The sequence below is a fragment of the Burkholderia sp. AU30198 genome (genome assembly GCF_020419825.1).
Classification (GTDB): Bacteria; Pseudomonadota; Gammaproteobacteria; order Burkholderiales; family Burkholderiaceae; genus Burkholderia.
The window spans coordinates 154,039-166,217 of sequence record NZ_JAIZSA010000009.1 but is presented as its reverse complement, the minus strand read 5'-3'; the positions used below and the strand labels follow the sequence as shown (position 1 = coordinate 166,217).

Genomic DNA, 12,179 nt, shown 5'->3' with positions numbered 1-12,179 from the left:
ATCATCCAACACGCTCGTCCCCATCGGGCAATCAAATCGATGTGCCCGTACGTTGATTGAATGCGGCTCGCATGACGTCCGGGCTGATCATTTCCATTTGACTCAACTCGGCGAGGACCGCCGCAAGAATGGCATCGACACCAGGATCCACAGCTCTCATCTGCTTCAACAATGAAGGCTGGAAGGCCTCATCCTCATTGATTCCAGACTCCCCCGTCTGGCGCCGCGCACGATACAGCACGCCGACCCAATAGCGAATGCGCTCAAGTGGGCTCCACCCCGCATAAGTACTCGGAAACTTCGCTTTTTCAATTGCTTGCCGAACGATGGTCTCGGGTTCGGCGAGAAACCTCATAAAGAACATCTGCTCGCCAACGGCAAGCTTCGACGATGTCACCGGATCGTATGCAGTATAGGTTTCATAGCGAACGTCGGTATCGGCCCCAAGTCTATTACCCACCCTTACTCGGATCCCATCCTGCAGAACGATTTCCCGCTCCACCGGGAATCTCGCTTCGCGCTCGCTGCGTGACAGCAGACGCCCCAACTTCGGCGAAAACTCGACTTCATGTTGACGACCGATTTTCGCGTCGGAATACCAAACGATGATCGTTTGTGACTCTGCATTCTCGAACGCCTTCAGAAAAATGGCCTCGGGGATCAACGTTGTCAATGCCGAAGGCAGCGTGGCGTAAGGTAATCTGTCCCGCTTCAACATCACAATTGCTCCAAAACAATTCGCCCGAATTCGTCCACCCTTACTGCGATCGCGAAGGTGGTCCGCAGCCTCGCCGTCGGCGAAGTGAAGCCGTGGAAGGCGAAGTGCGCGTCACGCGCGCGTACTCGTCGGCGCTCGCGATGTGCAAGGAATTCGCGTTCTCGGTGAAGGATGGCGACAAGGCCGACTGGTATTTCGCGAATGCGTGCCAGCAAGGCGCGCACTGGAAGTGGGCGTCGGCGGAACCGGCAGTCGACCGGTGGGGGAATTTGCAGTAAGAGGCCGGTGCACATCATGCATGCCCCTGTCGCCCCGGACTTCGACGATTGATCATCGTGACATATGGACGGGACGCGACATCCCCCTGCCCTTGATCCCGGCGGGCAGCGCATCGTCCGGATTTCGGAAAATCGATCCGGCTCAGCGGACGGCTTTCCCGATCAGATCGCTCAGGTAGCGCTCCAGCACGCTGAACCTGACGATCGACGCATTCCGCCTCGTCGGATGCGGACTCGACGCGGCCCTGACGTCGACGGGCAATTCATCCCTCAGCCACATCTCCGGAATGTGCAACCTGGCATACGTTCCGCCCGCGATTTCCTCCAGAACCATGTGTCCGCGCCACGCATGCTCGTGGAACAACCCGGATAGCGTTCTGACGAACATGAGAGCACGCTCCCCGACCTCCAGCGGCACGTTACCCCAAGTCGGCGGACCGCCGACGAACTCGATCTCTGCCCCGAGATGGTCCGGTGCAATGCCTTTTCCAATGGAATAGACGCGTTCGACCCGAGCACGAAACACCTGTGGGCGCGGAGAATCGAGAACGGATACAAGCACCAGATCGTACTGTTCCGCTGCGACCGCATACAGCCCCTTCTTCTCGCTCATGGGTGCCCTTTGGATCGCTGACGAGGTTCGAAGGCATTGAATCAGCCCTGCAATCGAAGGGATTCGTTGCACCAGCCTCCGGCACTAGCCCGCCAGCATTTCAACGCATCATCGATGCGCGTCGCCGGCAAACGTCCCGGCCACGACGGACTCAGCGCCTTTTGCTCGGCCAACGAACCGGGCGCCCGTTGCCGGCGCGAGGGATAGACCGCGTTCGCATTGACCCGAAGCGGTCGAATGAACCCGCGCAACCGGCATTCAGGCGACGTGCGCCCGAACGCCCCACCCGACTTCAGGACTCGACGTCCTCGAGACTGAAAATCTCCGTCTGGTCGTTGTACGAGAAGATCTCGCCGTAACGGCCCCAGTCGATCACCGCGTCGAGCGTCTCCTCGGCGGCGCCGTCCGACAGGAAATCCTCCAGCTCCTGCTCGAAGCGCACGCGCGGCGCGCGATGGCCCGGGCGCTCGTTCAGCACCTTCTTGATCCGCGCGGCCAGCGGCACGTGCTTCAGCAGGTGATCCGCAAACATCAGCTTGCGCTCCTGCGTGCCGAATTCCGCGAACACGCGCCCCGGCGGCGTCAGGAACACATCGCCTTCGCGCACGTCGGCAAAGCCGAGGTACTGCAGCACTTCCGCGATCGGGAACAGGTCATCGACCTCCAGATGCAGCGTGCGCGCGATTTCCGGCATGTCGGCGCGGCCGTGGTACGGCGCCATCGCGAGCGTCTCGATCAGGCCGGCCATCAGGTTGGTCGACACCTGCGGCAGCCAGCTGCCGAGTTCCAGCCCCTTCTTCGTCGCTTCACCGGTCTGGCGCGCCGTCATCTTCGCGTAGATGTCGTCGACCAGCTTGCGGAACGCCGGGTCGAGCCGGTTGCGCGGATGCTTGAACGGCACCTTGATCTCGGCGATCACGCGGCCCGGGTTCGACGACAGCACCAGGATCCGGTCGCACATGAACACGGCTTCCTCGATGTTGTGCGTGACGATCAGCACCGACTTGATCGGCATGCGGCCCTGCGTCCACAGGTCGAGCAGGTCGGTACGCAGCGTCTCGGCGGTCAGCACGTCGAGCGCGGAGAACGGCTCGTCCATCAGCAGGATCGTCGGATCGACGACGAGCGCACGCGCAAAGCCCACGCGCTGGCGCATGCCGCCCGACAGCTCGCGCGGATACGCGTTCTCGAAGCCGTCGAGACCGATCAGGTCGATCGCGGCCAGCGCACGCTCGCGCCGCTCGCGCGCGCCGACGCCGAGCGCCTCGAGGCCGGCTTCCACGTTCTGCAGCACGGTGAGCCACGGGAACAGCGCGAAGGTCTGGAACACCATCGCGACGCCTTCGGCCGGGCCGGTCAGCGGCTTGCCGAGATAGGTCACTTCACCGCCGGTCGGCTCGATCAGCCCGGCGATGATCCGCAGCAGCGTCGACTTGCCCGAGCCGGAACGGCCGAGCAGGCCGACGATCTCGCCTTCGCGCAGCGACAGGTTCGCATCGTCGAGCACGAGCAGTTCGCCCTGCGTCTTGTTGAAGCCGCGGCAGACGTGATCGACGCGCAGGATTTCCTCACCGAGGCGCGGCGGCTGGTTCGTCTGGACGGGGGCGTTTACAGCATTCGGATTGTGCATCGCGTTTCGCTCTCAATCGGTCTCAGTCGAGCCGCAGCTTCGCTTCCGCGAAGGCATACAGCGGACGCCACAGCAGGCGGTTGAACAGGGTGACGAACAGGGACATCACGGCGATGCCCAGGATGATCTTCGGAAAATCGCCGGCGGCGGTGGTCTGAGCGATATAGGCACCGAGGCCGTGCGCCTCGATCTTGGTATTGCCCCACTGCACCGCTTCCGACACGATGCTCGCGTTCCACGCGCCGCCCGATGCGGTGATCGCACCGGTCACGTAGTACGGGAAGATGCCGGGCAGGATCGCCTGCCGCCACCACTGCCAGCCACGGATGCGGAAGTTCGTCGCCGCTTCGCGATAGTCGTTCGGGTAGGACGTTGCGCCGGCGATCACGTTGAACAGGATATACCACTGCGTGCCGAGCACGATCAGCGGCGACAGCCAGATATCGGCGTTCAGGTGGAAGCGCGCGATCACGATCACGAACGCGGGGAACAGCAGGTTGGCCGGGAACGCGGCGAGGAACTGCGCGAGCGGCTGCAGCTTCTCGGCGAGCCGCGGGCGCAGCCCGATCCACACGCCGATCGGCACCCAGATCACCGACGCGATCGCGATCAGCACGACCACGCGCAGCAGCGTGATGAGCCCGAGCACGAGCACATGGCCGACCTCGGCCATCGTCACGCCGGTCGACACGAAGCTGATGACGCGCCACACGATATAGGCCGTGCCGATCAGCACGAGGATCGCCCACGCGATGTCGACCGTGCGTGACGCCTTCTTCTCGACTTTCGGCAGCGAGAAGCGCATCGCCCCCGACAGCGGCAGCCGCAGCGGAATCCGCGCGGCCTTCGCGAAGAACCAGCCGGCCGGCACGAGCAGCTGATGAATCAGGCGCGTGCGGCGCACGAGGTCGAGCAGCCACGATTGCGGTGCGTCGCCCGACGCGGTGTTTTCCATCCGGAACTTGTCGGCCCACGCGATCAGCGGGCGGAACAGGAGCTGGTCGTACGCGAGGATCACGACGGTCATCGTGAGGATCACCCAGCCGATCGCGCCGAGGCTCTTGTCCGAGATCGCCTGAGCAAGATACGCGCCGATGCCGGGCAGCGTGATGGTCTGGTTGCCGACGGTGATGGCCTCCGACGCGACGACGAAGAACCAGCCGCCCGACATCGACATCATCATGTTCCAGATCAGGCCTGGCATCGAGAACGGCACCTCCAGCTTCCAGAAGCGCTGCCAGGACGTCAGGTGGAAGCTCCGCGACACTTCGTCGAGATCCCGCGGCACCGTGCGCAGCGACTGATAGAAGCTGAACGTCATGTTCCACGCCTGGCTCGTGAAGATCGCGAAGATCGCCGCGAGCTCCGCGCCGAGCACGCGGCTCGGGAACAGTGCGAGGAAGAACGTGACCGTAAACGAGATAAAGCCGAGCACCGGCACCGACTGCAGGATGTCGAGGATCGGGATCAGCACCATGCCCGCACGGCGGCTTTTCGCCGCGAGCGTGCCGTAGATCAGCGTGAACGCAAGCGACGCGACCATCGCGGCGAGCATCCGCAGCGTGGTGCGCAACGCGTATTCGGGCAGGTTCGACGGGTCGAGCGAGATCTTCTGCGTCTGCAGTGTGCCGATCGGCGCCATCGTTTCATGGAAACCGACGATCGCCATCGCGAGCAGGCAGATGATCAGCGGAAACGCAATGAAGTCCCACCGGTTCGGCAGGACACGCCACGCGGACGCATTCGCGGTCCGGTTCGGATTGAAGAATCCGACGTCCATCAGGCGCCCTCCCCGGTAAGGCCGAACGAAGCCGGCAGTCGATGTTGATTCATGGCAAAGCGCACGGAGGCGGTAATTCGATTGACTGACGATCGCGCGCGAGCGCGAGGCGCCGTGCGTGCATGCGCTGCCGCGCCCCGGACGAGTCGGCCCGCGACGGCACGACACTACACCAACCTGTATTTCAGGTACAACCGTCCGGGAACGGCCAGGCGGCGCACGGATCGTGCCTGGCGCGCGGGCGGATGGCGGGTACGCGGGTCGAGCAGCCCGGCCGCAGTCTTTCAGCCGGCATGCAGGCCCGAATTATGCCGTGATCCGGCCCGGCCGGGAACCCGCCGGCCACACGCGCGCGTAAACCATGTCGGGCGTCACCAGCCGGATACGACTAAGCGGGTATGATCGGGGCTGGCCCTTGGGGTCGGTGGCGGCCGTTCTGATGGCGACGCATGCGCGTTCCCTCTGTCAACAGGCCCTGGGGATCGATCGACGAGCGGGAGGAAAGGGAATGGCAGGAAACTTGGTGATCGTCTGCCGCGATCAGGATGCCGACGCGTTCTACGAACTGATGCAGGAGTACGGGTCGTTCCAGACGCGGCTGTCGTCGACGGCGTGGTACCTGAACATGAACGTCGTGCCTGAATCGCTGCAGGAGGAAATCCTGGAGCGCCTCGGCCGGTACACGACCGTCTACATCTTCGAGGCCACCACCGTGACCTACAACACCATCGACAGCAACGCGGCCGAGACGCTCGGCACGCTGTTCGAATGATGCCGCGCGGCGCCAGCCCGGCCGGGTTGGCGCCGCAGCCGCTTATGCGGCCTGTGCGTGGGGCTCGTCCTTCGGCACGACCTCGAACGGGAACGTCATCGAGACGCGCAGGCCGCCTTCTGGGCGGTTGCCGATGTCGCACGCCCCACCCAGCCTGAGTACGAGCCGCTCGACGATCGCGAGCCCGAGCCCGCTGTGGCCGTTCCCGCCGCGCGCCGGGTCGAGCCGCACGAACGGCCGCGTCGCCGCCGCGAGGTCGCGCGGCGCGATCCCGCCGCCGCTGTCGCTGACCGACAGCACGTAGCCGGCCGGCGTGCGCGCCGTCTCCACCAGCACGGGCGGCGCACCGTACGCATGCGCGTTGTCCAGCAGGTTCGACAGGATCCGGTCGAGTGTCGCCGTCGGCAGCCGGAAGCCCGGATCGGCGTCGAGCCGGGTCTGGACCGTCGGCGCGTTCGGCGCAACCGCGCGATAGCTGCGCGCGATCCGCTCGCACGCCTGATCGACCGGCACCGGCTCGCTGCGATCGGAGCCGCCGTGTGCAAACACCAGGAATTGATCGACGATGTGCGACATCGAATCGACGTCGCGCACGACGCCGTCGCGCAACCGGACGTCGTCCATCATTTCCGCCCGCAGCCGCATCCGCGCAAGCGGCGTGCGCAGGTCGTGCGCCACGCCGGCCAGCATCACCGCCCGGTCGCTCTCGGCCTGCGACACCTGTTCCACCATCTGGTTGAAGCCATGCGTGAGCTGGCGCAGCTCGCGCGGGCCGCGCTCGCGCAGCGGCGGCACCGGCTGGCCGCGGCCGAAGCGCGCGACTGCGCGTGCGAGCGACCGCAGCGGCTGCTGCAGCTGCCACGCCGCGAACAGCGCGGCGATCACGCCGGCCGAGAAGATCGTGCCGAGCCACAGCAGCATCCGGTCGAGCGAGCGCGGCGGCCGCAGCGGCTGCACCGGCACCACGATCCAGTTGCGGTCGGTCGGCTCCTTCACCCACAGCACGGGCGGATGGCCGGGCGCGCCGATCTCGACGCGCGTGCCGGGCGGCATCCGCTCGCTCACGTCGTCGCGGAACCGCTTGAGCGCCGCCGGGAGGCTCGACGGGTCGCCATTCGGCACGTCGGCGCTGCCCGGCGTCACGAGCCGCACGCGCGACGGCAACGGCTGGTCGGGCGTGCGCTCGACGTGCTGGCGCACCGCGTCGACCAGGAACGCGGCCTCTTCGACCGCGTAGCGCGTCTGCATCTGGCTGCGCTCGAGCCGCATCGCGAAAAACCACGCGAAGTGCGACAGGAGCAGGACACCGACGACGAGCAGCGCCAGCCGCCCGAACAGTGAATCAATGGGTTTGCGCATGGGCCTCGCCGTCGGGCACGAACACATAGCCGCGCCCGCGGACCGTCTGGATGAAGCGCGGCGTCGACGGATCCGTTTCGAGGATGCGGCGCAGGCGCCACACCTGGACGTCGATGCCGCGGTCGGTGCCGTCGTACTCGGGCCCGTGCAGCAGCTCGAGCAGCCGCTCGCGCGTGAGCGTGCGCAGCGCATGGTTGACGAAGATCTTCAGCAGCGCGAATTCGCTGCTCGACAGCGTGGCCGGCTTGCCGTCGACCGACAGCGTGCGCGCCTGGAAGTCGAGCACGAAGCGGCCGAATGCGAACGGCTCGCGCTGTTCGGGCGCCGCCGCCGACGGCGTCGCGCGGCGGCGGCGCAGCACGGCCTGCACGCGCGCGAGCAGCTCGCGCGGGTTGAACGGCTTGCCGAGGTAGTCGTCCGCGCCGAGCTCGAGCCCGACGATGCGGTCGACGTCGTCCGCACGCGCGGTCAGCATGATCACGGGGATGTCGTCGCCGGCCGCGCGCAACTGGCGCAGCGCGGTCAGGCCGTCGACACCCGGCATCATCAGGTCCAGCACGATCAGGTCGGGCCGCTCGCGCTCGAGGCGCTTCTCGAGCGTGGCCGCGTCGTGCAGCACGGACACTTCCATCCCCTGGCGCACGAGATAGTCGCGCAGCAGGTCTCGGAGTTCTTGGTCGTCGTCGACGATGAGGATCTGGGTAGTCATGGCTCGAAGTTTACCGCGCGAGGGCGGAGTCAAAGAACGAAACAAAGGGACGAAAGGGTTACTGCGGGTTACGGCGCAAGGGAACTGTAATGCGCGGTAAACCAGCCACCGCCCCACGTAACACCGGCCGGGGCCTGCATCGCTAACCTGCGTCTTACCGGATGCGGTACCCGGCTTTCCCGGCACCGCATCGCCGGACCCTTTGGATACAAGGAGTTTCTGAAATGTATAAGAAGACTTCCCGCGTGGCCATCGCGGCCGCCACCGTGCTCGCTCTCGCATTCGGCACCGCGCACGCCGCGCAGCCCAACAACATGCCGCCTCCGGGCGGCCCCGGCGCCCACCAGATGCACGGCGGGCACGACGGCGGCCCGTTCGGCGTGATCATGAAACTGCACGACCAGCTGAAGCTCAACGCGTCGCAGGAACAGCAATGGCAGACGGCCGTCAACACGATGAAGCAGAACCGTGATGCGATGCGCAAGAGCCACGAGCAGATGCGCGAGCAGTTCAAGGCGCAGCAGAACCAGCCGATTCTCGACCTGAACGCGATGCACACCGCCCGCCAGCAGGCCGAGCAGCAGAACGCGCAACTGCGCGAGCAGACGTCCGCCGCATGGCTCGCGTTCTACAACGGGCTGAACGACCAGCAGAAGACCACGGTCAGCACGGCGCTCAAGCAGCAGTTCGCGAAGATGGAACAGCGCCACGAGAAGATGAAGGAGCGCTGGGAGCAGCATCGCGCGGCCAAGGCCGCGTCGGCACCGGCGCAGTAAGCCGGCGGGCCGCTCCACGGAGCGGCATCGAAGGGGACGCGGGCACCGGCCCGCGTCCCCTTTTGCGTTTCAGGCGACGTCGAACAGCAGCACCTCGGCCGCCCGGCCGCGCGCGAACGCCACCGCGTCCACGCCGCCGATCCGCGCGCCGTCGCCCGCGGCCAGCGCGCGACCGTTCACCTCGACGTCGCCGCGCACCACATGCACGTAGGCGCGGCGTCCGGCCGGTACGTCGAACGCCGTCGCCTCGTCGCCGTCGATCAGCCCCGTAAAGATGCGCGCGTCCGCATACATCGGCAGCACGCCGTCGCCACCGTCCGGCGCCGCGACGAGCCGCAGCCGGCCGCGTTTCTCGTCGTCGGCGAAGCGCGTCTGCACGTAGCCGGGCCGGCCGCCCGCCCCGGCCGGCGCGAGCCAGATCCGCAGCAGGTGCAACGGCTCGTCACACGATGCATTGGTTTCGCTCAGCATGACGCCGGCGCCGGCGCTCATGCACTGCACGCCGCCCGCGCGGACGATCGCCCCGTTGCCGAGGCTGTCGCGATGCGCGAGCGCACCGTCGAGCACGTAGGTGACGATTTCCGCGTCTCGGTACGGCCGCATCCCGTAGCCGCGAGTCGGCGCGATGCATTCCTCGTTCAGTTCACGCAACGCGCCGAAGACCGGCGGCCCGCCGGGGCCGGACGCACAAGGAAAGCTGTGAAGGAATTCGTGCCAGCCCTGGCTACGCTGGTCGCGATCGGCGGCGCGGCGAATCTGGAACATGGGGCGGACACTCCGTGAGATGCATTGTTTTGGCATGCCGCCACTGTATGAGTGTGCCAATCGCACCACAATCCGCCGCCTGCGCACCGCATCGTTGCGCCTGCGAATGCAATCGATGCAATGTCCATTGCAAATACGATGATTGTCGCAACAACCGGATCAATGCGTCGAAGAATCGACCGGCCGGCCCGGATTGCCGGTTTCCGGGTATCGCGTTCGGGTAAAATACCGCCCTTTTGGCGTTCGCCGTTCCGGCGGCCGCCATCGCCAGAGCGCCGATCGGCGAATTTTGGCCGTCTAGAATACGCCGCGGCGCCCGGTTCGACCGGCCGCGAGCGCTCCCGGAAAGAGAAGGATGGAAATGAAGAAGGCCGCCCTGTGCGCCGCCCTCGCCCTCATGGCGGGCAGCGCCTTCGCGAAGGAGTGGAAGACCGTGCGGATCGGCGTCGACGCCAGCTACCCGCCGTTCGAGTCGACCGCGCCGAGCGGCGAGATCGTCGGTTTCGACGTCGATCTCACCAAGGAAATCTGCAAGCGGATCAACGTGAAATGCGTGTGGGTGGCGCAGGATCTCGACGGGGTCATCCCGGCGCTGAAGGCTAAGAAGTACGACGTCATCGTGTCGTCGCTGACCGTCACCGACAAGCGCCGCGAACAGATCGACTTCTCCGACAAGGTCTATGACGCGCCGGCGCGGATGATCGCGAAGACCGGCTCGCCGCTGCTGCCGACGATCGCCTCGCTGAAGGGCAAGCGCGTGGGCGTCGAGCAGGGCTCGACGCAGGAGACCTACGCGAAGACGTACTGGGAGCCGCAGGGCGTGACGATCATTCCTTACCAGAACCAGGACCAGGTCTACGCCGATCTCGGCTCGGGCCGCCTCGACGCGACGCTGCAGGACGAGCTGCAGGCCGACTACGGCTTCCTGCGCACGCCGCGCGGCAAGGGCTTCGCGTTTGCCGGGCCGGAAGTGAAGGATCCGAAGACGATCGGTGACGGCACCGCGATCGGCCTGCGCAAGGAAGATACGGACCTGAAGCTCAAGATCAACAAGGCGCTGGCCGACATGCACAAGGACGGCACGTACGACCGGCTGTCGCACAAGTACTTCGCGTTCAGCGTCTATTCGGCTCCGGCCCGCTAAGCGCCGACAAGAAGAAGCACCGGATGCGGGGGCGGCCCCGCGTCCGGGCAGTACAGGCAGTCAACCACGCGCCGCCCGCCTCCTTGCCCGCCGCTCGCGCGACGGGCGGGCCCGGTACCGATGCCGGGGCGGACGGTCATGATACGTACGGGGCGTTCCGCGCAGCTTGGCGGGCGCGTCTTTCGCGGCGCACCGCGTGCGCCCTAAGGGACCACACCAGGGACCACATATGTTTCTACAAGGTTACGGCCCGCTGATCCTCGCTGGCACCTGGCAAACCGTCAAACTGGCGGTGCTGTCGCTTGCGCTGTCGTTCCTGCTGGGCCTGCTCGGCGCGGGCGCGAAGCTGTCGCGCAACCGCTTCACGAACGGTGTCGGCACCGTCTACACGACGCTGATCCGCGGCGTGCCCGACCTCGTGCTGATGCTGCTGCTGTTCTACAGCCTGCAGATCTGGCTGAACATGGCGACCGACGCGCTCGGCTGGGACCAGATCGACATCGACCCGTTCCTCGCCGGCGTGCTCGTGCTCGGCTTCATCTACGGCGCGTACTTCACCGAGACGTTCCGCGGCGCGTTCCTGTCGGTGCCGCGCGGCCAGCTCGAGGCCGGCAGCGCGTACGGGATGACGAACTGGCAGGTGTTCACGCGGATCATGTTCCCGCAGATGATGCGCTTTGCGCTGCCGGGGATCGGCAACAACTGGCAGGTGCTCGTGAAGTCGACCGCGCTCGTGTCGATCATCGGGCTGGCCGACGTCGTGAAGGCATCGCAGGACGCAGGCAAGGGCACGCTGCGGTTCTTCTTCTTCACGCTGATCGCGGGGGCCGTCTACCTCGCGATCACGACGATCTCGAACTTCGTGCTGATGTGGCTCGAAAAGCGCTACTCGACCGGCGTCCGCAAGGCTGACCTATGATCGATCTCATCCAAGAATACTGGCGCAACTACCTCTTCACCGACGGCTACCGCATCACCGGCGTCGCGATCACGCTGTGGCTGCTGGTCGTGTCGATCGGCCTCGGCTTCTGCCTGTCGATACCGCTCGCGGTTGCGCGCGTGTCGAAGAAGAAGTGGCTGTCGGGCGCGGTGTGGCTCTACACGTACGTGTTCCGCGGCACGCCGCTCTACGTGCAGCTGCTGCTCTGCTACACGGGCCTCTACAGCCTGCAGGCCGTGCGCGGCACGCCGATGCTCGACGCGTTCTTCCGCGACGGGATGCACTGCACGCTGCTCGCATTCACGCTGAACACCTGCGCGTACACCACCGAGATCTTCGCCGGCGCGATCAAGGCGACCTCCTACGGCGAGATCGAAGCCGCGCGTGCGTACGGGATGTCCTCCTTCACGATGTACCGCCGCGTGATCCTGCCGTCGGCGCTGCGCCGCGCGCTGCCGCTGTACAGCAACGAAGTGATCCTGATGCTGCACGCGACCACCGTCGCGTTCACGGCAACCGTGCCGGACATCCTGAAGATCGCCCGCGACGTGAACTCGGCGACCTACATGTCGTTCCATGCGTTCGGCATCGCCGCCCTGCTCTATCTCGTGATCTCGTTCACGCTCGTCTGGCTGTTCCGCCAGGCCGAGCGCCGCTGGCTCGCGTATCTGCGCCCGCAAGGCAAGTAAGTTTTC

Annotated in this window: 12 protein-coding genes and 1 pseudogene; 6 read left to right on the top strand and 7 right to left on the bottom strand. The window is 65.9% G+C overall.

The annotated features are described in order from the left end of the window. Positions 1-31 precede the first annotated feature (31 nt). The gene (locus tag LGN19_RS20715) at positions 32-718 is read right to left on the bottom strand and encodes a hypothetical protein (RefSeq protein WP_226216863.1); all 687 of its coding nucleotides are present in this window, start codon (positions 716-718) and stop codon (positions 32-34) included. Positions 719-813: 95 nt separating this feature from the next. Between LGN19_RS20715 and LGN19_RS20710 the strand changes: the two are divergent. Next, positions 814-996, top strand: a pseudogene (locus tag LGN19_RS20710) (hypothetical protein); the annotation flags it as partial. A 142-nt stretch (positions 997-1,138) separates the two neighbouring features. Here the strand turns inward: LGN19_RS20710 and LGN19_RS20705 are convergent. The 3 genes from LGN19_RS20705 to LGN19_RS20695 all read right to left on the bottom strand — a co-directional run bounded on the left by LGN19_RS20705 (position 1,139) and on the right by LGN19_RS20695 (position 5,019). Further along, positions 1,139-1,609 carry a hypothetical protein gene (locus LGN19_RS20705; protein ID WP_226216861.1) on the bottom strand — a complete coding sequence of 157 codons (471 nt, stop codon included), beginning with the start codon at positions 1,607-1,609 and terminating at the stop codon, positions 1,139-1,141. A gap of 292 nt (positions 1,610-1,901) precedes the next feature. Next, positions 1,902-3,239 (bottom strand): AAA-associated domain-containing protein, encoded by a 1,338-nt coding sequence (locus LGN19_RS20700; protein WP_039368511.1) that lies wholly within the window; start codon positions 3,237-3,239, stop codon positions 1,902-1,904. Between the two features lie 22 nt (positions 3,240-3,261). After that, complete coding sequence (locus LGN19_RS20695) at positions 3,262-5,019, bottom strand: ABC transporter permease (RefSeq protein ID WP_174955388.1); 1,758 nt, start codon at positions 5,017-5,019, stop codon at positions 3,262-3,264. A gap of 508 nt (positions 5,020-5,527) precedes the next feature. Between LGN19_RS20695 and LGN19_RS20690 the strand changes: the two genes are divergently transcribed. Then, on the top strand, positions 5,528-5,791 hold the full coding sequence (locus tag LGN19_RS20690) for a hypothetical protein (protein ID WP_011352846.1): 264 nt from the start codon (positions 5,528-5,530) through the stop codon (positions 5,789-5,791). A gap of 42 nt (positions 5,792-5,833) precedes the next feature. On the opposite strand, the gene LGN19_RS20685 is transcribed toward LGN19_RS20690, so the two are convergent. Continuing rightward, positions 5,834-7,150, bottom strand: coding sequence for an ATP-binding protein (locus tag LGN19_RS20685; RefSeq protein ID WP_122945996.1), 1,317 nt, complete (start codon positions 7,148-7,150; stop codon positions 5,834-5,836). Continuing rightward, positions 7,134-7,859 (bottom strand): response regulator, encoded by a 726-nt coding sequence (locus LGN19_RS20680; protein ID WP_009693256.1) that lies wholly within the window; start codon positions 7,857-7,859, stop codon positions 7,134-7,136. The genes LGN19_RS20685 and LGN19_RS20680 overlap by 17 nt, the downstream gene beginning before the upstream one ends. Positions 7,860-8,083: 224 nt before the next feature. On the opposite strand from LGN19_RS20680, the gene LGN19_RS20675 reads away from it, so the two are divergent. Next, positions 8,084-8,635 (top strand): periplasmic heavy metal sensor, encoded by a 552-nt coding sequence (locus LGN19_RS20675; protein ID WP_122945997.1) that lies wholly within the window; start codon positions 8,084-8,086, stop codon positions 8,633-8,635. 69 nt (positions 8,636-8,704) lie between these two features. Here the strand turns inward: LGN19_RS20675 and LGN19_RS20670 are convergent, their stop codons facing one another. Further along, entirely contained in the window at positions 8,705-9,400 is a 696-nt protein-coding gene (locus tag LGN19_RS20670; RefSeq protein WP_226216859.1) for a pirin family protein, read from the bottom strand. Between the two features lie 361 nt (positions 9,401-9,761). Here LGN19_RS20670 and LGN19_RS20665 point away from each other — a divergent pair, with 361 nt between their 5' ends. The 3 genes from LGN19_RS20665 to LGN19_RS20655 all read left to right on the top strand — a co-directional run bounded on the left by LGN19_RS20665 (position 9,762) and on the right by LGN19_RS20655 (position 12,173). Continuing rightward, positions 9,762-10,544, top strand: coding sequence for an ABC transporter substrate-binding protein (locus tag LGN19_RS20665; protein WP_122946743.1), 783 nt, complete (start codon positions 9,762-9,764; stop codon positions 10,542-10,544). Positions 10,545-10,773: 229 nt separating this feature from the next. Next, on the top strand, positions 10,774-11,463 hold the full coding sequence (locus tag LGN19_RS20660; protein ID WP_021158491.1) for an ABC transporter permease: 690 nt from the start codon (positions 10,774-10,776) through the stop codon (positions 11,461-11,463). Further along, a complete protein-coding gene (locus LGN19_RS20655; RefSeq protein ID WP_122945999.1) occupies positions 11,460-12,173 on the top strand; it encodes an ABC transporter permease in 714 nt (237 codons plus the stop codon). Before LGN19_RS20660 ends, LGN19_RS20655 begins: the two co-directional genes overlap by 4 nt. Positions 12,174-12,179: the final 6 nt, after the last annotated feature.